General features: G+C 72.3%; 17 protein-coding genes and 1 tRNA gene. 9 read left to right on the top strand and 9 right to left on the bottom strand.

Annotated features, from left to right (window positions below):
• Positions 1-85 precede the first annotated feature (85 nt).
• The 4 genes from FB457_RS11735 to FB457_RS11750 all read left to right on the top strand — a co-directional run bounded on the left by FB457_RS11735 (position 86) and on the right by FB457_RS11750 (position 4840).
• Entirely contained in the window at positions 86-1705 is a 1620-nt protein-coding gene (locus tag FB457_RS11735; RefSeq protein WP_145781776.1) for an AMP-binding protein, read from the top strand.
• Positions 1706-1806: 101 nt separating this feature from the next.
• Complete coding sequence (locus tag FB457_RS11740; protein ID WP_047015543.1) at positions 1807-3240, top strand: FAD-dependent oxidoreductase; 1434 nt, start codon at positions 1807-1809, stop codon at positions 3238-3240.
• A 139-nt stretch (positions 3241-3379) separates the two neighbouring features.
• Complete coding sequence (locus FB457_RS11745; RefSeq protein WP_078898198.1) at positions 3380-3982, top strand: TetR-like C-terminal domain-containing protein; 603 nt, start codon at positions 3380-3382, stop codon at positions 3980-3982.
• A 15-nt stretch (positions 3983-3997) separates the two neighbouring features.
• The gene (locus tag FB457_RS11750) at positions 3998-4840 is read left to right on the top strand and encodes an AfsR/SARP family transcriptional regulator (protein ID WP_052770263.1); all 843 of its coding nucleotides are present in this window, start codon (positions 3998-4000) and stop codon (positions 4838-4840) included.
• 999 nt (positions 4841-5839) lie between these two features.
• On the opposite strand, the gene FB457_RS11755 is transcribed toward FB457_RS11750, so the two are convergent.
• Positions 5840-5914, bottom strand: a tRNA-Val gene (locus tag FB457_RS11755).
• Positions 5915-6054: 140 nt separating this feature from the next.
• Between FB457_RS11755 and FB457_RS11760 the strand changes: the two genes are divergently transcribed.
• From FB457_RS11760 to FB457_RS11770, 3 genes are all read left to right on the top strand, one after another.
• The gene (locus FB457_RS11760) at positions 6055-7326 is read left to right on the top strand and encodes a coiled-coil domain-containing protein (RefSeq protein ID WP_047015545.1); all 1272 of its coding nucleotides are present in this window, start codon (positions 6055-6057) and stop codon (positions 7324-7326) included.
• A gap of 79 nt (positions 7327-7405) precedes the next feature.
• Positions 7406-7633 (top strand): FmdB family zinc ribbon protein, encoded by a 228-nt coding sequence (locus FB457_RS11765; RefSeq protein WP_047019858.1) that lies wholly within the window; start codon positions 7406-7408, stop codon positions 7631-7633.
• Between the two features lie 112 nt (positions 7634-7745).
• Complete coding sequence (locus FB457_RS11770; RefSeq protein ID WP_145781778.1) at positions 7746-8426, top strand: DUF4383 domain-containing protein; 681 nt, start codon at positions 7746-7748, stop codon at positions 8424-8426.
• Here the strand turns inward: FB457_RS11770 and FB457_RS11775 are convergent.
• The 4 genes from FB457_RS11775 to FB457_RS11790 all read right to left on the bottom strand — a co-directional run bounded on the left by FB457_RS11775 (position 8404) and on the right by FB457_RS11790 (position 14238).
• On the bottom strand, positions 8404-9081 hold the full coding sequence (locus FB457_RS11775) for an O-methyltransferase (protein WP_047015547.1): 678 nt from the start codon (positions 9079-9081) through the stop codon (positions 8404-8406). The two genes, FB457_RS11770 and FB457_RS11775, sit on opposite strands and share 23 nt — an antisense overlap.
• Positions 9078-9887, bottom strand: coding sequence for an HAD family hydrolase (locus tag FB457_RS11780; RefSeq protein ID WP_145781780.1), 810 nt, complete (start codon positions 9885-9887; stop codon positions 9078-9080). Before FB457_RS11780 ends, FB457_RS11775 begins: the two co-directional genes overlap by 4 nt.
• Complete coding sequence (locus FB457_RS11785; protein WP_145781820.1) at positions 9884-12964, bottom strand: phosphoribosyltransferase; 3081 nt, start codon at positions 12962-12964, stop codon at positions 9884-9886. Before FB457_RS11785 ends, FB457_RS11780 begins: the two co-directional genes overlap by 4 nt.
• Before the next feature lie 89 nt (positions 12965-13053).
• Positions 13054-14238, bottom strand: a complete 1185-nt coding sequence (locus FB457_RS11790) for an HpcH/HpaI aldolase/citrate lyase family protein (protein WP_047015550.1) — start codon at positions 14236-14238, stop codon at positions 13054-13056.
• A 204-nt stretch (positions 14239-14442) separates the two neighbouring features.
• Here FB457_RS11790 and FB457_RS11795 point away from each other — a divergent pair, with 204 nt between their 5' ends.
• Positions 14443-15216, top strand: a complete 774-nt coding sequence (locus tag FB457_RS11795) for a TerD family protein (RefSeq protein ID WP_145781782.1) — start codon at positions 14443-14445, stop codon at positions 15214-15216.
• Between the two features lie 15 nt (positions 15217-15231).
• On the opposite strand, the gene FB457_RS11800 is transcribed toward FB457_RS11795, so the two are convergent.
• The 4 genes from FB457_RS11800 to FB457_RS11815 form a co-directional block, all read right to left on the bottom strand.
• Positions 15232-15966: a TerD family protein gene (locus tag FB457_RS11800; RefSeq protein WP_047015552.1), complete on the bottom strand. Its 735-nt coding sequence runs from the start codon at positions 15964-15966 to the stop codon at positions 15232-15234.
• 89 nt (positions 15967-16055) lie between these two features.
• Positions 16056-17204: a DUF475 domain-containing protein gene (locus FB457_RS11805; protein WP_047015553.1), complete on the bottom strand. Its 1149-nt coding sequence runs from the start codon at positions 17202-17204 to the stop codon at positions 16056-16058.
• 263 nt (positions 17205-17467) lie between these two features.
• Complete coding sequence (locus tag FB457_RS11810; protein WP_145781783.1) at positions 17468-17953, bottom strand: peroxiredoxin; 486 nt, start codon at positions 17951-17953, stop codon at positions 17468-17470.
• 181 nt (positions 17954-18134) lie between these two features.
• Entirely contained in the window at positions 18135-18575 is a 441-nt protein-coding gene (locus FB457_RS11815; RefSeq protein WP_047015555.1) for a DUF3052 domain-containing protein, read from the bottom strand.
• A gap of 363 nt (positions 18576-18938) precedes the next feature.
• Between FB457_RS11815 and aceE the strand changes: the two genes are divergently transcribed.
• Positions 18939-21686 carry a pyruvate dehydrogenase (acetyl-transferring), homodimeric type gene (aceE, locus tag FB457_RS11820; protein WP_047015556.1) on the top strand — a complete coding sequence of 916 codons (2748 nt, stop codon included), beginning with the start codon at positions 18939-18941 and terminating at the stop codon, positions 21684-21686.
• The last annotated feature ends 43 nt before the right edge of the window (positions 21687-21729 follow it).

Genomic DNA, 21729 nt, shown 5'->3' on the forward strand with positions numbered 1-21729 from the left:
GGCGCCTCACGCCCCACCCGGGCCGCCGCCCCGGCACCTCGTGCCGGCCCATGCCCACGTTTCCTCTACGAAGCGGGATTCCGCGATGCCAAAGAACCCACGTCCCAAGAACATCGGGCTGCTCTTCGAGCACTACGCCGGGGCTCCGGCGCCGGAATGGCACCTGGACATACCGTTCTCCATCGCGCCGGACACCAGGACCCACGACGCCACGTCGCTGGCGAACCTGGTATCCGACATGTCGGGACGGCTGAAGGCGGCCGGGCTGCGTCGCGGTGACCGGGTCGCCCTCGTCAAGAACAACCACCTCGACACCATCGTCCTGGCCGCCGCGGTGGCCAGGCTCGGCGCCCTGCCGGCCATGATCACCTCGACGTTCGACTCGGAGACGCTGGCCAGGATGATGCCGCGGCTCGAACCGAAGCTGCTGGTCGCCTCCGAGGAGGTGCTCGGCGCCGCGGACCGGGCGGGCATCAAGCTGGTGGACAAGTCCACCCGCGTCGTCTGCGTCGACGGTGCCCCCGACAGCCCGTCCGGGGTGACGCCGCTGGCCGAGTTCGCCGGCGCGGACGTCCCGCAGCCGGACATCGTGGACAACAGCGAGCCGATGCTGTGCACGCACACCTCCGGGACCACCGGCGTGCCCAAGTTCGTCGCGCACTCCGCGAACACGCTCCTCGGGGTGCTCTCCAAGCTGGAGACCCTCAGGATCCCGTTCCTCTCCACGCGCCCGGACGACACCATCGCCTCGTGCATCGCCTTCGTGCACTCGCGCGCGGTCACCTGGACCTTCGCCCAGTTCGCGCTCCCGCCGGCGAAGGCCGTGGTGCTCAGCCAGGCGGACCCGTCGACGGTCGTGGAGACGCTGAGCAAGCACCGTCCGACGACGCTGGAAGCGTGCCCCAACATCTACCAGTTGTGGGAGCACCTGATCCGGACGAACCCCGAGCTGTTCACGCACATACGGGCGTACCTCAGCACCTTCGACGCCATCCACCCCAGCACCGTCCGCGCCTTCATGGCGGCCACCAAGCGCCGCGGCGCGGTGTGGGGGCAGAGCTGGGGCCAGAGCGAGATCGGGCCCGCGACCCTGGCCGTCTACCCGAAGCGCAAGGTGATGCGCTCCGAGGGCAGCCGCGGCGGGCCGATCACCAACAACGTCGGCCGCCCCATCCCCTTCGTCACCCGCATCCGGGTCGTCGACCCCGAGACGCGCAAGCCGAAGCGGCGCGGCCAGCGGGGGCTCGTGCTCATCCGTACCAAGGGCCGCTGCCTCACCTACCTCGGCGAGCCCGAGCGGCACCGGGAGAAGGACTGGGACGGCTGGTGGAACACCGGGGACATCGGCGTCCACACCCGGACCGGCAGCCTGGAGATCCTCGACCGGGAGGTCGACAGCATCCCCGGCATGAGCAGCCTCGAACTGGAGAGCCTGCTGATCGAGCGCCTCGACCCGGTCACCGAGGCCATCGTCCTGGGCAACCCGAACGGGCTGCCCCTCCCCGTGATCAGCACCTACGACGGGTCCCCCCTCGACCCGCAGGAGTGGCGGCGGGCCACCGCGGACCTGCCGGAGCTCGACGAACCGCGGGTCATCCCGTGGGAGGACTTCCCGCGGACCGGCACCTGGAAGGTCCGCAGGCCCCAACTGCGCAACCGGATGCTCAACAGCGAGGAGACCTTCGGCACCGGCCGCTGGACCTGAGACGACGGCCCGGAGCCGGGGGAGACAGGCCGTCTTTCCGTGATGAGGCGTGCCCACAGGTCGGCAAGAACCTGAACTCGGAACGCAGGGGAGAGAATCGGATGACTGACATATCCACCGGAGCGAGGGGCGGGCGCGCCATCGTCATCGGCGGAGGGCTGACCGGCATGCTGGCCGCCTGGGCCCTCGCCGAGGTGATGGACGAAGTCACCGTGCTGGAACGGGACCGGGAGCCGACCGGTCCCGACTTCCGGCCGGGCGTACCCCAGGGCCGGCACGCGCACGCCTTCATGGAGGGCGGCCAGCGGGCCCTCGAAGAGCTGCTCCCCGGCATCATCGACGAACTCGTCGAGGCCGGCGCGACCCGGACGAAGCTGCCCGCCGAACTGCTCTGGCTGGACTACGCCGGCTGGAACGACCGCGGCACCGCCATCCGCGGCGGCGCGGGCTCCTTCCTCACCTGTACGCGGCCGATGCTCGACTGGATCGTGCGCTCGCGGGTCCTCAAGAGCCCGCGCATCACCGTCCGCCACGGCGTGACGGTCTCCGCGCTGCTCTGCTCCGAGGACGCGGTGCGCGGTGTCGTCGCGCAGGAGAAGGGCGGCGAGCCGGAGGAGCTGAAGGCCCCGCTGGTCGTCGACGCGAGCGGGCGTGGTTCGAACGCGCCGCGCTGGCTCCGCGAGCTGGGGTATCCGGAGCCGAAGGAAGAGCTGATCGACTCCGGGATGGCGTACGCCTCGCGGCTGCTGCACCGTACGCCGGAGTCGGAGAAGGAGTCGTTCAATGTCGTGATGATCCAGCCGGTGCTCTCCACTCCGCGCTTCGGGCTCCTCATCCCGGTGGAGGACAACCGCTGGCTGGTCGCCCTCGGCGGGCTGCGCGGCTACGAGCCGCCGACGGAGTCCGACGACTGGACGCAGTTCGCGAAGGAACTGCGCAGCCCCATGATCTACAAGATGATCGAGAACGCGGAGCCCGCCACCAACGTGTTCGGCTTCCGCAACACGCAGAACCGGCGGCGCTACTACGAGAAGCTCAGCCGGCGCCCGGACGGCTTCCTGGTGCTCGGCGACGCCGCGTGCACCTTCAACCCGGTCTACGGGCAGGGCATGTCGGTGGCCTGCTTCGAGGGGCTCGCCCTGCGCAAGCTGCTGGCCAAGCACGGCGCGGGGAAGGGCATGACCCGCAAGGCGCAGAAGATGGTCGCGCGGACGATCCGCAACCCCTGGACCATGGCCACGAGCGAGGACCGCCGCTACCCGACGACGGTCGGCGGCGGCCGCCCCAACGCCCTGGAGCGGATGCTGGACTGGTACGTCAAGCGCGTCAGCGCGGAGGCGCTGGTGAACCCCGTGGCGGGCAAGGCGTTCTTCAGCGTGGTGATGCTCCTCGAACCACCGACCCACCTCTTCCGCCCCGGGGTCGTGCTGGCCGCCCTCCGGCGCCGCGGCGCCTCGATCACGGTGCCGGAACCCGTACTCGCGGGGGCGCAGACCGACGACGAAGGGCCGGGCGTCCCCAGCGGCAACCGCTGAACCCGGCGGGCACGGCGCCGGGCCGCCGGCGCCGTGCACCAGCCGCGTGCGGGGAGGCCAGCGCCCCGTAGCCAAACGGCAGATCCTTGCCATACCTGGATCGCTGCTGCCCGAGAAAGTCGAACTCTAGACTCGGCCCATGACTGAGCGACAGGTTGCGGTGGCGGAGCCGTCCCCCGGTGCGCGGCAGGACTTCTTGCGGGCTGTGGTGAAACTGTGCCGGGAGCGGGTGTACGAGGACATACAACCGGCCGACGTCGCCAAGCTGGCCGGCCATGACGAACAGCAACTGCGGGCGATATGGCCCACGAAGAGTCTGATGGTCGTCGAGGCGCTGTTCGGCGAGGTCGCCCCCCGGCTGGTGTTCCCGGACACCGGCGACTTCGAGGCCGATCTGCGGTCGCAGTTGACGTCCATCGCGGAGGCGTTCGGAGACCCCGGTGTGGGTCCCCACATCGCGGCCCTCGCCGCCGAGGCCAACACCGACCGGATGCTCGCGAAGGTCTTTCTGGACCGGGTCTTCACCCCCAACCGCGCGGCCGCCTCGAAGCGCTTCCGCGCTGCTCAGGAGGCGGGTCAGGTCCGGCGGGACCTCGATCTGGACGCCGCGATCGACATGGTCTTCGGCCCGATCTGGTTCCGTCTGCTCCTCGGCACCGGAACGCTCACCGCCGAACTCGGCGCCTCCCTCGCCGACCACGCCGTGGGCGGCCTGGCGTCGCGCCCGGACCGTACCGACTGAGGGGCAAGGAGATCAGTGGAGTTCAGAATACTGGGCCCGCTGGAAGTGCACGCGCGGCGGGCCGGCGGGGGCGACCTGACCCCCCGGGCCGCCAAGCTCCGTGTCGTACTCGCGACGCTGCTCGTCCGGGCGAACAAGGTCGTCTCGATCGACAGGCTGATCGACGAGCTGTGGGGTGACGAGCCGCCGCGTACCGCGATGACCACGCTGCAGGTGTACGTCTCCCAGCTCCGCAAGGTCCTCCAGGAGGCCGACGCCGAAGGCGGCCGGAAGGCCCTGGTGACCCGCGCGCCCGGATACATGCTGCTGCTGAACGACGCGCAACTGGACCTGGTGAGGTTCGAGGAGCTGTACGGGCAGGGCCGCAAGGCCATGGACCGCGGGGACTACGAGCTGGCCGCGGAGCTGCAGCGCAGCGCACTGGAGCTGTGGCGGGGCCCGCTGCTCTCCGACATCCCCCACGGCCCCCTGCTCAACAGCACGGCCGTCCGCCTGGGCGAGGCCCGTATCTCCGCCCTGGAACAGCGCATCAGCGCCGCGCTGCACCTGAACCGGCACCACGAGGTGGTCGGCGACCTGCAGACCCTGGTCACCGAACTGCCCATGCACGAGCAGTTCCACGCCCATCTGATGGTCGCCCTGTACCGGATGGGCCGCCAGGCCGACGCGCTGAGCACCTTCGCCAAGCTGCGCGCGACGCTGGTGAAGGAGCTGGCCATCGAACCCGGCATCCAGATGCAGCAGTTGCACCGCCGCGTCCTCAACGGCGATCTGCTGCTCCTGCACCCGTCGGCATGGCGAGCGGAACACCCCGAGAACACCGGCTCCCTCCCGCACGGAGCCGCCCGAGCGGGCTAGACCCGGGGTCGGTCCTTCCACCCACGGAACGACCCCGCCGCCCGGGCCGGCCGCCCACCACCGGCGGCCGCCCGGGCCACCGCCGCCCTCCTGCCGGCGGTGGCCGCGAAGAGGCCCTGCGGTGATCAAGTGAGCGCGGGCGGATCCACACGGCCGCTGACCTGCCCGCACTCCTTTCTCCCGCTCCCCGCCCGCACGTCACCGACTGCGCGCACGGAACGGCCCCGGCCGCGCCGCCGTCCCGCATCGAGAACGCTCGCACTGCCCCCTCGGACGCCGACGTGCGCGCCTGGTGTGCGGCTTGCGACGCCGAGGAACGATCCTCGCGAACGAGGCCCGGCGCGGGCAAATGGCGCGCTGCCGGTGGGGGAAACCCGGCGCGGCTGGTGGAGATGACGTCGGGAAGGCGGCCCAAGGGCGTGCTGTGGAGCGACGAGCACGTGCGCCGGTGGCAGGAGACCGGGGAGCAGCCGAGGCCGGTCATGGTGTGGCCGCCGCAGATGGTCGGTGCGTTCCTCGACCACGCGGCCGGCGACCGCCTGTATGCGCTGTTCCACCTGATCACGTTCCGGGGGCTGCGGCGTGGCGAGGCATGCGGGCAGCGGTGGACGGACGTCGATCTCGACGGCGGGCTGCTGACGGTGGCGCGGCAGATCGTGCAGGACGGGTGGACGTGTACGAGGACGAGCCGAAGACGTCGGCAGGCGCACGGACGATCGCCCTCGGCTCCGGGACCATCGCGGTACTTCAGGAGCACCGGAAGCGGCAGGAGGAGGAGCGCGCGCCTCGGCAGCGCCTGGGCCGACTCGGGCCGGATCTGCACCCAGGAGGATGGGAGTTGGCTCCGGCCGTCGAAGGTGAGGCGGCGGCCGTCGTCCCGCTGCAGCGGGACGGCCTGCCGACGGACCCGAAGGAGAAGATCGCCAGTGGTGATGCTCGCGCAACGGCCCCGGAGCGGTGGTCCGGGGCCGATGGTGAGCGGGAGAATGCGGGCTCCCCTGGTGGGCGCGGACGGGTTCGAACCGCCGACATCTGCCTTGTAAGGGCAGCGCTCTACCGCTGAGCTACGCGCCCGGATGCGGGGACAGCGTATCGTGCCCCGCCGGCGGCGATCGACCTGCGGGGGCCGCGGGGATCGTCGTGGGCCGTGTGTTCGTTCACCCCTGGTGGGAGAATGAGTCTCCAGGGGAACGCAGGGCACGGAAAGGGGTCTCGTGGCATTCGGCGGAGGCGGAGGCGGCACCCGGCGGTGGGGCTGGGGAGACCGGGGTGACGGGGCTCGGGCCGAGGCGCAGGCGGCCAAGGACGCCGCCGCGACCGCGTTCTACGAGCTGGATACCGCGGAACGAGACCTGCGCATCTCCGTGGAGACGATCGCCGCCGTCGACGACTCGCCCGCCGCCCGCAAGGCGACCGCGGACTTCGCCGCCCTGGGCCGGCGGATCGACGAGGTCAGCCACACGTACATCAGCGCCGTCGACTCCTACGACCTCGACCGCGACGACCTCGACCACGGCACCGCCTCCCGCGCCCGGCACGAGTTGCAGCAGGCCACCAACGGGCTGGAGAAGGTCCGCTCCGACCTCAACCACTTCGCGCACGGCCTCGGCCCCCTCCTCGACCAGGCCGAGAGCCAGCTCGCCCGGCTCGCGCCCGCCGTGGAGCGGGCCCGGCAGGCGCTGCTGGCGGCGACGACGGCGCTGGACGAGGTGCGCGCCAAGGGCTTCCGGGCCGACGACCTGGCCGCCCGCCTGGCCGGGCTCGGACCGGAGCTGACGAAGCTCAACGAGGGCGCCGGGCGGCACGGCGTGCAGGAGACCATCCACCGCGCCGTGGGCGTGCAGCGCGACGCGGAGGCGCTGCGCAGCGAGGCGGAGCAGTTGCCGCAGCGCGCCGAGGAGATCGACCGCCGCCTGGTCAGCCTCCGCACCCGCGCGCAGGCGCTGGCCACCCGCGCCGAGAAGGTCAAGCCGGTGCTCAGCGAGCTGCGCCGGCGCTTCGCGCTGGCCTGCTGGCGCGATCTGCAGGAGGTGCCCGACCGGGCCGCGCAGGCCGTCACCGAGGCGGAGGAGAAGATCGCCGACGCCTCCCGGGCCCGCCGCGAGCAGCGCTGGCCGGACGCGATCGCGCTGCTGGCGAGCGTACGGGCGCTGCTGAACCAGACCGACGAGGCCGTGGACGCCACCCGCGACCGGCTCCACCGCCTCGACGCGGTGGAGAAGGACCGCGCCTCGGAGGTGAACCGCACCCGCTTCGCCATCCGCGACGCGCAGCGCCTCGCGATGGCCGGCCGCGACCGCCCCGACCCCCGGCACGCGGGGCCGCTGGACGCGGCGGTCGAGCGCGTCGACCGGGCGGAGGCGGCCCTCACGGGGCGGCATCCCGACTACTGGAGCTTCCTGGAGGAGCTGGAGGCGGTCCGCGAGACGGTCGCCGAGGTGGTCCAGGCGATACGGGCAGAACGCGGCGCCGGCACCGCCCGCTGATCCCCGCCGCCGTTCCCGCCCTCCCCCGGCCGCCGTCGCGCCCTACGGCCCGTCCCGTACCGGCGATATGCTGTCCGCCATGCCGCGATACGAGTACCGCTGCCGGTCCTGCGGGACGACCTTCGAGGTCAGCCGCCCCATGGCCGAGTCCTCCGCCCCCGCGGACTGCCCGCAGGGCCACGACGACACCGTCAAGCTGCTCTCCACCGTCGCCGTCGGCGGCGCCGCCACCGGCGCCGGAGCCGCGCCGCAGGGCGGCGGCGGTGGCGGCGGGGGCGGGTGCTGCGGCGGCGGTTGCTGCGCGTAGTCGCGGGGCGCCGTAGCGTACGGTGCCCGACCTGGGCGACTTGCCCCTGAATGCGCACAGGGTTGATCCTGGATTACGGCACTGCAGCACGACCGCCGTAAGGAGGTCCGCCATGGCCGAGCAGGATCACGTCATGGAGTCCCTGCCGCATCCCCTCGCCGAACCGCCCAAGGAGCACGTGCCGGGCAGCCGCGAAGCCCTCAAGGACCGCGTCAACGTCGGGCATCCCGCGCACCAGCACACCAAGCTCGACGAGCACCTGCCCGTCGATCACCACCTCAGCAACGTCTACCGCGTCGGCGCCGGCCTCGCCGGCCTCTTCCTGCTGGTGTTCGGCATCCTCGGCCTCATCGACCGCATCGGGTTCTTCGACACCGGCGGCCACCAGACCCTCGGGCTGAACAGCAACGGCGCGCTGAGCGTCCTGTCCATCGTCGCCGGCGTGGTGCTGCTCTACGGCATGGTCCGCGGGGGCAACTTCGCCTCGACGCTCAACATGGTCCTCGGCGGGCTGTTCGTCCTCAGCGGCTTCGTCAACCTCGCCGTTCTGGACACCAGTTGGAACTTCTTCGCCTTCAGGATACAGAACGTGCTCTTCAGCTTCATCCTCGGGGTGGTCCTGGCGATGTTCGGGATGTACGGGCGCGTGAGCGGCCGGCTCCCCCACGACAACCCGTACTGGCGCACCCGCAACGCGGAGGAGGCCGCCGCGGAGGACGAGGAAACCGCGGAGGACGAGGAAACCGCGGAGGACGAGGAGGCCAGAGCCGCTACCGGCGCCGCGCGACGGTGAGGCCGTCCGCGACCGTCAGCAGCACCGAGTCCATCCGGTCGTCCGCGACCACGTGGTCGTTGAACGTCCGGATCGCCGCCGCCCCGCCGGTGGCGTCCGGGTCGACGACCCGGCCGTGGAAGAGCACGTTGTCCGCGACGATCAGCCCGCCGGGCCGCATCCGCGGCACCAGCTCCTCCCAGTACCCGACGTAGCCGCCCTTGTCCGCGTCGAGGTACGCCAGGTCGATGTGCGGCTCCGCGGGCATCGCCCGCAGCGAGTCCGCCGCGGGCCCGATCCGCAGCTCCACCCGGTCCGCGACGCCGCCCTTCTCCCACGCCTCGCGCGCGTACGCCGTCCACTCCTCGGAGACATCGAGCGCCACCAGCTTCCCGTCGGCGGGCAGCGCCTGCGCCATGGAGAGCGACGAGAACCCGGTGAACGTGCCGACCTCCACGATGTGCCGGGCACCGACGAGACGTACCAGGAACGCCAGCAGCGGACCCTGCTCCTGCGCGGACTGCATGCTCGCGGAGTCCGGGAAGCGGCTGTGCGTCAGCTCCACCAGGTCGCGCTGCACGGCGTCCAGCGGCGGGTTGTGCTCCAGCACGTACCGGTACAGCTCCGGCGTCTGGTCAGGTCGCTTGTCCCGGTCCGCGGGAGAGGGAGAGGTCATGGGAGGCATCCTGCCATCTGCCGCAGAATCTCCTCGCCCGCGGCCACCCCGCGCTCGTCGAGCGCCGTGACGTGCGGCGCGGTCCAGCCGCGGGTGGCCAGCTCGCCGTGCCCCGGGCGCCAGGCGCGGTCGGCGGCGAGGAGGAGATCCGTGTCCAGCAGGGAGTCCCCGGCGGCGAGCACGCCGTCCGCCGCCGGCGCCCCCACCCGCCGTACGACCTCCGCGACCGCCGCGCTCTTCGTCAGCGGGCGCGGCACCGCGTAGACCTTCCGTCCCTGCGCGGAGACGGACCACCCCCGGCCCTCCGCCCACTCACCCAGTTCCTTCAGCCACTCCTCCGGCACCGCGGCCCGCTCCACCACCAGGTACGCGAACAGGTCCTCCGCCGTCCGCAGCTTCCGCAGCCACGCCGGGTCCGCCGCCCGCTCCAGATGCGCGCGGACCTCCGCCAGCGGCGCGCTCCCCACCGCCAGCTCCCGGCCCACCCGCGCCCGCCACCCGGCGTCGGCCTCGCCGTCGACCAGCAGGTGGCCGCCGTTGGCGCAGATCGCGTACCGCGGCGGCGGCCCGGGCAGCCGGACGCGGCCGTACTGCTCGCGGGTGCGCGTCGTCACCGGTACGAAGTGGACCCGGCCGGCGAGGTCCGCGAGCAGCGCGGCGGCGGTCTCGGTCAGGAACGACAGCGGCCTGCCCTCGTAGACCTCGACGCACAGCAGGCGCGGCGCGGCGGCGTCGGGCACGGCGAGGGCGAGGGCCGCCGGGGAGTAGATGAGGGTGCGGTCGAGGTCGCTGGCGATGATGGTCACGGGGCAGGCGCTCCAGGGACGTCGGGGAGGGCGGCGCCCGGGGCCGCCGCGGCTGCGGTGCCGTCCGCGCCGGTCGCCCCGCGGGTGTACCGGGGGTGGATGAGCCCCACGCAGGTGTACGGCAGATCGTCCGTCTCCTCCACCGGCACCCCCCGCTGCTCCGCGAGCAGTCGTACGTGGTCCAGGTCGGCCCCCGCGCCGCGCCGCGCCAGCACGCGCCACGGCACCCGGCGCAGCATCACGCGCGTCGTCTCGCCGACGCCGGGCTTGACGAGGTTCACGTCCCCGATGCCGTACGCCTCGCTGATCCGCTCGACCGCGGCCCAGCCCGCCCAGGTCGGCTCGCGCTCGGCGGCGGCCGGCATGGGGCGGACGGCGGCGGGGGCGGGGAAGCGGGCGGTGACGGCGTCGAGGAAGTGTCCCGAGAGGTCGTCACCGGCCAGCTCGCGGTAGAACTTCGCGCCGTGGTAGTCGGCGGGGCCGATGAGGTCGGCGCGGAGCACGGTGCGGGATATGAGACCGGAGACCGTGGAGTTGAGGCAGGCGGAGGGGATGAGGAAGTCCTCGCGGGTGCCGTACGTGTCCACGCAGCGGCCCGGGTCGGCGAGGACGGCGAGCCGCGGGTCGAAGCCGGGGAAGTCGCGGAGGGCGGCGGCGAGTTCGCGGGCGATGGCGCCCTTGCCGGTCCAGCCGTCGACGAACACCACGTCAGCGGGGTCGTGGTGGGCGGCGAGCCGGCGCAGGGCGGCGGTGTCGATGCCGCGGCCGCGGACGATGGAGACGGCGTAGTGCGGCAGGTCGAGCCCGTGGGCGTGCCGGGCCCAGCGGCGCATCAGGATCCCGACGGGGGTGCCGGCGCGGGCGAGGGAGACAAGCACGGGTGCGGGCGACCGCTCGGCGAGCACGGTCTCGGTGACGGTGGCGACGGCGTCCGCGATGCGGCCCGCGGTGGCGTCGAGGGCGGAGTGGAAGAGGCGTACGTAGTCGGGGCTGGGCTGGTACTCGACGGGCAGCGACTCGGCGTAGTGGGCGCCGCCGCGCTGGATGGCCTCCTCGCGCTCCTCGGTGGGGGCTTCGAGGGCGACGTCGGAGAGGTCCTTGAGAAGCCAGCCGACCTCGTCGGGGGCGTAGGAGGAGAACGCGGGTCCGCGCAGGGGCTCGGCCGGGGCGGCGGCCCCGGGCCCGGCCCCGGCCTCGGTCCCGGACTCGGCGGGGGGTGCGTAGGAGGGGATCACGGCGAGGAGTACCCGGTCGGTGTGCGCGGCGAGCACGTCGAGGAGCCCCCCGGGGGCGTGCAGGGCGGGGGTGTCGGCGGCGGAGTCGGTGACGACGACGACGGCGTCGTAGGCGTCGTCACCGGTGACGTTGTAGGCGTAGCGGGTGCCGCCGTGGGCGCCGGGGGTGTCGTGGGTGTCGTGGGCGGGGAAGGTGAGCCGGCTGCGGATGGCGTAGCCGGGGTGGTCGACGGGCAGCACTGGCGAGCGGGTGGTGGAGGAGAACCGCACGTCGGCGCCGGGGAGAAGGTCTTCCAGCGCGGTGGCGAGCCGGAGGGGTGCGTACATCAGCTCCTCGGTCCCGAGCACGAGGAGGCGCGGCGGCTCCGCCGGGGCCGCGGGGAGGCCGAGGGCACCGGCGACACGGCCGGCCATGCCGGGCAGCGCGGATTCCAGCCGCGTACGGTGCCCGCTGCCGAACCCGTGCCGCCCCCCGTCGGGCAGCCCGGCAGGCCACCCCAGCGCAACGCGGCGCACCGCGGCGGCAATTGTTCCCCGACCCCGCCCCTTCCCGAAACCCGGGCGCTCCGCCCCCGAGCCCCCCGCGCCGCCGGAGGCGGAAGAGGAGCCGGAGGCGGAAGAGGAGCCGGAGGCGGAAGAGGAGCCCGAGGCGGAAGAGGAGCCGGCCGGCGGGGGCGCGGAGCGCCCGGCCGCCTGGCCGCCGACGGCGCCGGGCGCTGCCATACCTGCCGCCCGCCCTTCGGCGTCGGCCGGGCCGGGCCGGGCAACTTCCGCGGGCCCCGTCGCCGCCGGGTCCCACGCGGCGGGCACCGCCTCCGCCACAGGCGCCTCGTGCTCCTGACCAGCGGCACCAGCCGACCCGGTCACCGGACCACGGCCACCCGCCGCCCCCGCCACGACCGCACCACCCGACGAACCCCCCGGAGCCGCACCCTCGCGACCACCCGGACAAGTCACCCGACTCGGCCCCCGGCCGACCCCCGCCGCATCCGACCCGCCCGCCGCAGGCCCCTCGCACTCCTGACCAGCGGCACCAGCCGACCCGGTCACCGGACCACGGCCACCCGCCGCCCCCGCCACGACCGCACCACCCGACGAACCCCCCGGAACGTCCCCCGCCGCATCCGGCCCGCCCCCCGCCGGCCCCGCCGTGCCCGCGGCAGGCGGCTCGTGCTGCGCCACCAGCTCCGCGCCCCGCCTCAGTACGTCCGGCGGCAGGCGTACCGTTCCCGACGTCAGCGACACCACGTCCACCCGCGTGCCCAGGTCCGCCGCCGACTTCTCCAGGGCCCTGCGGTCCTCCTCCGAGCGCATGTCCGTCAGGGCCGCCACCACGTACCGGGCCCGGGGGCGGGCCGCGTGCAGGGCCGCGATCGTGTTGCGCAGGGTGCGGCCCGTCGACAGTTCGTCGTCCACCAGCACCAGCGGGCCCTCCCCCGTCAGCAGCCCCGGGTCCGCCGGGAGCAGCAGGTGCTCCGTCGCGTGGCTGTGCTCCTCCTCGAAGCCCGCCGCCCGCCGTACTCCCGGGACCGCCCGCCGGGTGGAGTGCAGGTACGCGCTCGCCCCCAGGCCGTCCGCCACGCAGTGGCCCAGGCCCGTCGCCGTCTCGGCGTAGCCCAGGACCACCGCCCGGGCCGCGGCCCCGGGGCCCAGCAGGTCCCGGGCGAGGCCGCCGAGGCGCAGGCCCGCCCCGTGGATGCGGCTCGGGCGCTGCGGGACGTGCTTGCCCAGCACCGTGGAGACCAGCAGGTGCGCCCGGCGCGGGTTGCGGCGCAGCGCCAGCCCGACCAAGTCCCGTAGCTCCGCGGGGCCCGACAGCTCCACCCCGAGCCGGCTCTCCACCCACTCCCCCGGCCACACCCCGGAACCGGCACCCGGCCCAGCCCCGGAAGCCGGACCCGTGCCCGCGCCCGCGCCCGCGTCCCCGGCCATCAGCTCTCCCCCCGTCCCGCCGCCGCCAGCAGCTCCACGAACGTCGTGTCCTCGCGCGCCACCCCGAACATCCGCGCCCGCCGCAGCGTCCGCTCCGCCCACGCGCGGTGCGGCTTCGCCTCGTTCATCTTGTTCGTGTACGCCGACCGCATCACCCCGCCGCCCGCACCGGACTTGCGCACGATGTCCGTCGCGTCCACGTACTCCTCGTGGCTCACCACCGACAGCGCGTGCACGGGTGCCACATGGCTCGGGTGGATGCACGTCTTGCCCTGCAGCCCGTTCGCGCGGTCCAGCGAGATCTCCCGCAGCAGGCCGTCCATGTCGTGCTCGATGAGCGCGGCCCGCAGCTCCTCCGCCCGCCCCGCCGCGAACGGGCTGCTCCGCAACTGCGGCTTGAACAATCGTTCCTGCTGGCGGAAGTACTCCCACACCGGACCCGTGACCGTGAAGCCGCTGCCGTCGGCCCGCCCGAAGACGTTCACCACGTCTCCGATCGCCGCCGCCACCAACTGCACATCGTACGCCGTCATGTCCGGCGACCGCCGCAGCCCGTACGCGGCGCAGAAGTCCGTGACCCCGAGGCGTACCGCGAGCACCCGCTCCCGGTACTGCTCCAGCACCCGCGCGATCCCCCGCAGCGCCGCCGCCCGCGACTCCAGGTGCAGCACCTCCGGCGACTCCACCACCGGCATCGCGTACAGCCGCCGCCCGCCCGGCGGCAGCACCTGCTCCGCCTTGATCACCGCCTCCAGGAAGGCCACCCCCTGCACCGCCGTGAACTTCGGCAGCACGAACCCCGACAGCAGCCGCGCCGCGGGCCCCAGCCGGGCCACCAGATCGGGGATCTGGCCCGCCTCCCGGGTGCGGACGAACAGCAGCGGCAGGGCACTGCCGGCGCCCTGCCGCTCCAGCTCCCTGAGCTGCCGTACGACGTTGGCCTCCGCCTCCGGCACCTCGTCGTCCGCTATGGAGTCCTCCAGGCACAGCACCATCGACACCACCCCCCGCGCCGCCTGGACGCGGATGTCGCGGGCGAGCTGCGAGCGGGTGGCGGGGCTGTAGAGGGTCGCGCCGAGGGCCATGGCCAGCTCGGCGGGCGGGGCCTCAGCGGTGAACTCGGCCGGCTCGCGGTGGAACAGCCCGGCACGCACGTCCGGGGAGACGTGCCCGAAGTGGCGCATGCGGTGCTCCCAAGGGTCGACGCGGCCGGGGCGGGGGCCGGCGTGGGTGGGGGAAGACGGGGTGGGGAGGCGGACGGGGTGAGGCGGGTAAAGGAAGGTCGAGGGAAGGCGATGATTCGGTAAAAGGGACGTCCGGGAGCCCTCCACCGTTCCCCGATCGCCCCGCATTGTGGCCGCCGCGGGCGACAGGGCAGGATAGCCCGCATGACGCACGCCATGGCGCAGGGATCCGACATGTCCGTATCCGTGCCTGCGGTACGGGCCGTGCTGCGCTGGACCCCGGGGGCCGGCGTCCCCGACGTCGACGCCTGCGTCATCCTCCTCGACGACGGCGGCCGGGTGCGCTCCGACGCCGACTTCGTCTTCTACAACCAGCCCCGGCACCCCTCGGGGCTCGCCCGCAAGCTGCCGAAGAAGCGGCAGGGCGAGGGCCTGACCGACTCCGTCGAGGCGCAGCTCACCCGGCAGGACCCGTCGGTCGACCGCATGGTGCTGATCGCCTCGGCCGACGGCGGCACCCTCGGGCGGGTGCGGAACCTGCGGGTCGAGCTGCACGATGCCGGGAGCGGCGACGCGGCGGGCGGGGAGCCCTTCGCGTACGTGGACATCCAGCCCGACGGCGGCGCGTCGTCGGCGCTGATCTGCGGCGAGCTGCGGCGGGCCGGCGGCGGCTGGCAGTTCCGGGCGGTGACGAAGGGGTACGCCACGGGCCTGGTCGGCGTCGCCGGCGAGTTCGGCATCTCGGTGGACGAGACGGACACCGGGCACCACCCGACGCCCGACTCCGGGAACGAGCCGGCCTCCGAAGGCCGGCCCGCGCCGGGCGCCGCGCAGGCGGCACAGGCCCAGCAAGCCGCGCAGGCTCCGCAGAGCCCCCAGCCGGCCGCCGCCCAGCCGCAGCCCGCGCCCCCCATCGCGTACGGCTACCCTCCGGCGTTCACCCTCCCGCCCCAGGGCCCGCAGTTCATCGGCCGCTGACCGCCGCGCGGGCGCTCACGTCTTCGTCTTGTAACCGCGCCCCCACACCAGTCCCCAGCCGTACAGCCGGTCCAGCTCCGACTGGAACCCGTACACGTAGCGCACCTCGCGCCGCACCGTGAGCTCGCCCTTCTTGTTCTCGATCAGCAGCACCGCGCACGACCGCGCCTCCGGCGCCCGCTCGTCGAGCGCGATCTCCACCCGCGGCCCGCTGGACGGGTACAGCGTGACGACGGCCTGCGTCCGGTCGAACGCCGGGGTGCCGTCGTAGATGTAGACGAAGACCAGCAGCCGCCGGAACGCCTCCTTGTGGTCGAGGTTGACGTACACCGTCTCGCCCGAACCCGAGCCGAACCTGTCGTCGCCGCTGAGCTTGATGTAGGGCGGGTCGTTGATGTCGCCGAGGAGGTTGCCCAGCGGCTGCACCACGCCCTTGGTGCCGTCCTCCAGCTCGTACATGCACGCCAGGTCGAGGTCGACGTTGACGACGGCCGGCCCCTGCGCCTGCACGATCTCCGGCCGGAACAGCTTCGCCGGGTGCAGCAGCGTCCCGCCGCTCCTGCGGGAGCGGCCGCCGAGGTCGGAGGTGCGCATCCGCCAGGACAGGTTGATGCGCAGGTTGCCGGTGTCGGATCCCTGCCGGCTCAGCGAGAGCAGCGGCTTGCGCTTGGTGAGCTGCACCGAGTACGACGCACCGGCGCTGTCGAACTGCGGCACCCCCTCCCGCCGCCAGTTGCCCCAGAACGACACCTCGTACCCCCAGACGTGGAAAACCCCTCGGGCCCGGTCGGTCGACCGGCCCCGAGGGGAATCCTTCCGCATCCCGGACCGCGCGGAACCTACACGCGGGAGGGAAGCTCCTTTTCGGCCGGTTCGTCATCTCCGCCGCCGCCCTCATGTGCGATGCGCCGGTTGCGGCGGATGGAGGAGTAGAGGGAGAGGCCGATGAAGGCGACGCCGATGACGCCGGTGATGACCTCGTGGATGTGCCACTTGATCGTGATCAGCAGGATGGTCGCCAGGGCGCCGATCGCGTAGTGCGCGCCGTGCTCCAGGTACACGTACTCGTCGAGCGTGCCCTGCCGCACCAGGTAGACCGTGAGCGACCGGACGTACATCGCGCCGATGCCCAGGCCCAGCGCCATCCAGAAGATGTGGTTGGTGATGGCGAAGGCGCCGATGACGCCGTCGAAGGAGAACGACGCGTCCAGGACCTCCAGGTAGAGGAACATGAAGAACGCGGCCTTGCCCGCCAGCCCGACGGCGGACTGCTGCTGGCCGGAGCGCTTCGCCGCCTCCTCCGCTTCGTGTTCCCGCTCCTCTTCCTCTTCGAGTTTGTTCTCGAAGTGCCCGGAGAGGCCGCCGACGATGAGGTATGTGATGAGACCGGCGATGCCCGCGGACATGACTGTGCCTGATTTGTCCACATGTCCGCCGCCGTGCTGGATCGCGCTGGTGGCGATCGTCATCGCGGTGGTGAGCAGCACGATCAGGGCGATGCACACGGAGATCGCGTCGATCCGGCCGACCTTCGACAGCGGCTTCTCGATGAACGGGATCCACTTGTGCTCCCGCTCGTCGAAGAGGAACTCCAGGAAGATCATCAGCAGGAACATCCCGCCGAAGGCGGCGATCGACGGATGCGCGTCCGTGACGAGCTGCTCGTAGTGGTCGGGGTCGTCCACGGCCAGTTCGATCGCCTCGATCGGCCCGACCTTGGCGGTGATCGCGACGATCACCACGGGGAAGACCAGGCGCATGCCGAAGACGGCGATGAGGATGCCGACGGTGAGGAAGATCTTCTGCCAGAAGGCGTTCATCTTCTTCAGCACGCCGGCGTTGACGACCGCGTTGTCGAAGGAGAGCGAGATCTCCAGGATGGAGAGGATCGCCACCAGGACGAACGCCTCCCACCCCCAGAAGATCGCGGCACAGGCGAGGCCCGCGGCGGTCACCGCGAAAGACCAGCCGAAGGTTTTCAGCACCACTGGCAGTCGTCCATTCTCATCGTGTGTCCGTCCGTCTCCGGGACGCTGCACGCCACCGGGCTTTCGTCACCGTACCCGCACGGTTCTCCCGCACCCGGCACGTACGTCGTGACCCCATCTTCCCCGGCGGTGTCAAGTCCCCACACTTCCCGGGTCCGGAAGCGTCAGGAGCCGCGCCACTGCCGGATAGTGCAGGATTCCGGCCACACACGTCCACCCTGCCGAACACCCGAACGAACGCGGCGTAGCCCGGCCGCGGGACGTCAGGCGGGGGCGAGCGCCTTCAGCGCCGCCACGTACTCGTCGAGGTCCCGGGCGTCCGGCAGGTCGTTGACGACCGTCCACCGGACCGTGCCCGCGGTGTCGATGATGAAGGTGCCGCGGACCGCGCAGCCCTTCTCCCTGTCGAAGACGCCGTACGCCCGCGCCGTGGCGCCGTGCGGCCAGAAATCGCTGAGCAGCGGATAGCCGAAGCCTTCCCGGTCGGCGAAGACGCGCAGGGCGAAGGGCGTATCGCAGGAGACGGCGAGGAGCTGGACCTCGTCGTTGACGAAGGCGGGCAGCCGGTCGCGCAGCGCGCACAGCTCGCCCGTGCAGACGCCGGTGAAGGCGTACGGGAAGAAGAGCAGGACGACCGCCTTCTCGCCGCGGTAGTCCGAGAGCCGCACGGTCTCGCCGTGCTCGTTGCGCAGCGCGAAGTCCGGCGCCCCGGCGCCGGGCGCCAGCGCCTCGATCCCGTCCAGTGCCATATCCGTGACCTCCGGTCTCCCGGTCCAGCGAACCTCTGCCGGGTCACGAGCGTACGGGCGTGGCGGGTGCCGCTCCGCGCCGGGATGCCGCCGCGCCGGCCGGGAGCCCGGCCGCGCAGCACCGCGGGAGCGCCCGCGCAGAAGTGCGGGACCGCACGGGCAGTCCCGGTGAAAAGACGTGTCAGCGCTTGGTCGAGCGGGCCCCCTTCGGGGTGACCAACCGGCTGCCGCTCCAGTCCGTACCCGCGTTGATGCTCTTGGTCTGGGCCAGACCGGCGGTCTGCGCCGCCTCGCCGATGTCGCTGGGCTCGACGTAGCCGTCACGGCCGGTCTTGGGCGTCATGAGCCAGACCGGGGCGCCTTCGTCGATCATGGTGGTGGCGTCCACCAGCGCATCCGTCAGATCGCCGTCGTCCTCGCGGAACCAGAGCACGACGGCGTCCGCGACGTCGTCGTAGTCCTCGTCGACGAGGTTCTGCCCGGTGATCGATTCGATGGCCTCGCGAAGCTCCTGATCGGTGTCGTCGTCGTAACCGATCTCCTGGACCACCTCTCCGGCCTGGAAACCCAGCCTGGTGGCGGGGTTGGTCCGCTCCTCCGCGTGGTCCGCGGTCGCGCTCACGGATTGCCTCCTGCTCGTGTCCGTCGATCTTCCGAAATCAGCCATCGCGCTCGCGCGCACGCGAGGCGATGGGCGTAGTCCACACGTGCCGGGCGAATCGCGCAAGTACCCGGCGGCCGATCCCGCCCTATGGAGGGCACCCCTCGACCAGGGGGCGCAGTCGCCCGGGTTGCCTGCGGGTACGCTGGCGATCAGCCCGTACGGCCCCTCCACGGCCGTGTCGGTCGAGCCCCGGTGGAACGAATACAGGGTTACCAAACAGTAGAGATGACGTGGCCGCAACCGCGGTAGACGATGGGAATCAGCGCGAGACCTCTCATCTGCGAGCAGTCCGATTACCGATACGTACAGCGAAGGAACAGCGTGGCTTCCGGATCCGATCGCAACCCGATCATCATTGGCGGCCTTCCCAGCCAGGTCCCGGATTTCGATCCCGAGGAGACCCAGGAGTGGCTCGACTCGCTCGACGCGGCCGTCGACGAGCGGGGCCGGGAACGAGCCCGCTATCTCATGCTCCGCCTCATCGAACGCGCCCGCGAGAAGCGCGTGGCAGTGCCCGAGATGCGGAGCACGGACTACGTCAACACCATCGCGACCAAGGACGAGCCGTTCTTCCCCGGCAACGAGGAGATCGAGCGCAAGGTCCTCAACGCGACCCGCTGGAACGCGGCCGTGATGGTCTCCCGGGCCCAGCGCCCCGGCATCGGCGTCGGCGGGCACATCGCCACCTTCGCCTCGTCCGCGTCGCTCTACGACGTGGGCTTCAACCACTTCTTCCGCGGCAAGGACCACGGCGACGGCGGTGACCAGGTCTTCTTCCAGGGCCACGCCTCGCCCGGCATCTACGCCCGCGCCTTCCTCCTCGACCGCCTCAGCGAAGCCCAGCTCGACGGCTTCCGGCAGGAGCACTCCAAGGCGCCCAACGGCCTCTCCAGCTACCCGCACCCGCGGAACATGCCGGACTTCTGGGAGTTCCCCACGGTCTCCATGGGCCTCGGCCCGCTGGGCGCCATCCACCAGGCCCGGATGAACCGCTACATGCAGGCCCGCGGCATCGCCGACACCTCGAACTCGCACGTGTGGGCGTTCCTCGGCGACGGCGAGATGGACGAGCCGGAGTCGCTGGGCCAGCTGTCCCTGCCCGCCCGCGAAGGGCTGGACAACCTCACCTTCGTCGTGAACTGCAACCTCCAGCGGCTCGACGGCCCCGTCCGCGGCAACGGGAAGATCATCCAGGAGCTGGAGTCGTACTTCCGCGGCGCCGGCTGGAACGTGATCAAGCTGGTCTGGGACCGCTCCTGGGACCCGCTGCTCGCGCAGGACCGCGACGGCGCCCTGGTCAACAAGCTGAACACGACGCCGGACGGCCAGTTCCAGACGTACGCCACCGAATCCGGCGCGTACATCCGCGAGCACTTCTTCGGCGACGACCTGCGGCTGCGCAAGATGGTCGAGGACATGACCGACGACCAGCTCCTGCACCTCGGCCGCGGCGGCCACGACCACCGCAAGGTCTACGCCGCCTTCGAGGCCGCCGTCGCGCACAAGGGCCAGCCGACCGTCATCCTCGCCCAGACCATCAAGGGCTGGACCCTCGGCCCGAACTTCGAGGGCCGCAACGCCACGCACCAGATGAAGAAGCTCACGGTCGAGGACCTCAAGCGCTTCCGCGACCGGCTGCACCTCCCCATCCCGGACAAGGACCTGGAAGACGGCCTTCCGCCGTACTACCACCCGGGCCGGGACTCCGAGGAGATCCAGTACATGCACGACCGCCGGCAGGCCCTCGGCGGCTACGTGCCGACGCGCGTGGTGCGCTCCCAGCCGCTGAAGCTGCCGGACGACAAGACCTACGCGGCCGTCAAGAAGGGCTCCGGCAGCCAGGCGATCGCCACCACGATGGCGTTCGTGCGGCTGCTCAAGGACCTGATGCGGGACAAGGAGATCGGCAAGCGGTTCGTGCCGATCGCGCCGGACGAGTACCGCACGTTCGGCATGGACTCCTTCTTCCCGAGCGCCAAGATCTACAACCCGCTGGGCCAGACGTACGAGTCCGTGGACCGCGAGCTGCTCCTCGCCTACAAGGAGTCGCCCACCGGGCAGCTCCTGCACGACGGCATCTCCGAGGCCGGCTGTACGGCCGCGCTGACCGCCGCCGGCACCGCGTACGCGACCCACGGCGAGCCGCTGATCCCGGTCTACGTCTTCTACTCGATGTTCGGCTTCCAGCGCACGGGCGACCAGTTCTGGGCCATGGCCGACCAGCTCGGCCGCGGCTTCGTCATCGGCGCCACCGCCGGCCGCACCACGCTCACCGGCGAGGGCCTCCAGCACGCCGACGGCCACTCCCAGCTCCTGGCGTCGACGAACCCGGCGGCCGTGGCGTACGACCCGGCGTTCGGCTTCGAGATCGCGCACATCGTGCAGGACGGCCTGCGGCGGATGTACGGCTCGTCGCCCGAGCACCCGCACGGCGAGGACGTCTTCTACTACCTGACCGTGTACAACGAGCCGATCGTCCACCCGGCCGAGCCGGAGAACGTCGACGTCGAGGGCATCGTCAGGGGCATCCACAAGCTGTCCCCCGGGGCCGCGGGCCGGATCCCGGCGCAGATCATGGCGTCCGGCGTGGCCGTGCCGTGGGCGCTGGAGGCGCAGCGGATCCTCGCTGAGGAGTGGGACGTACGCGCCGACGTGTGGTCCGCCACCTCGTGGAACGAGCTGCGCCGCGAGGCCGTGGAGACCGAGCGGCACAACCTGCTGCACCCGGAGGAGGAGCAGCGGGTGCCGTGGGTGACGCGGAAGCTCGCCGGGGCCGAGGGGCCGTTCGTGGCGGTGTCGGACTGGATGCGGTCCGTACCCGACCAGATCGCGCGGTGGGTGCCGGGCACATACCAGTCGCTGGGCGCGGACGGCTTCGGCTTCGCGGACACCCGCGGCGGGGCGCGGCGCTTCTTCCACATCGACGCGCAGTCGATCGTGGTGGGGGTGCTCACGGAGCTGGCGAAGGAGGGGAAGGTGGACCGGTCCGTGCTGAAGCAGGCGATCGACCGGTACCGGCTTCTCGACGTGGCGGCGGCCGACCCGGGAGCGGCGGGCGGCGACGCCTGACGCCTCGCGCCGGGGGCGGCGGGCCCGGCGGGGCGTGGCCGCT

The sequence above is a fragment of the Streptomyces sp. CNZ287 genome (genome assembly GCF_007827615.1).

Coding starts and splice junctions, on each gene's coding strand:
- FB457_RS11790 (WP_047015550.1), bottom strand. CDS start 14,238: ATGCGCCACTTCGGGCACGTCTCCCCGGACGTGCGTGCCGGGCTGTTC.
- FB457_RS11745 (WP_078898198.1), top strand. CDS start 3,380: ATGACTGAGCGACAGGTTGCGGTGGCGGAGCCGTCCCCCGGTGCGCGG.
- FB457_RS11735 (WP_145781776.1), top strand. CDS start 86: ATGCCAAAGAACCCACGTCCCAAGAACATCGGGCTGCTCTTCGAGCAC.
- FB457_RS11770 (WP_145781778.1), top strand. CDS start 7,746: ATGGCCGAGCAGGATCACGTCATGGAGTCCCTGCCGCATCCCCTCGCC.
- FB457_RS11795 (WP_145781782.1), top strand. CDS start 14,443: ATGACGCACGCCATGGCGCAGGGATCCGACATGTCCGTATCCGTGCCT.
- FB457_RS11810 (WP_145781783.1), bottom strand. CDS start 17,953: ATGGCACTGGACGGGATCGAGGCGCTGGCGCCCGGCGCCGGGGCGCCG.
- FB457_RS11765 (WP_047019858.1), top strand. CDS start 7,406: ATGCCGCGATACGAGTACCGCTGCCGGTCCTGCGGGACGACCTTCGAG.
- FB457_RS11775 (WP_047015547.1), bottom strand. CDS start 9,081: ATGACCTCTCCCTCTCCCGCGGACCGGGACAAGCGACCTGACCAGACG.
- FB457_RS11740 (WP_047015543.1), top strand. CDS start 1,807: ATGACTGACATATCCACCGGAGCGAGGGGCGGGCGCGCCATCGTCATC.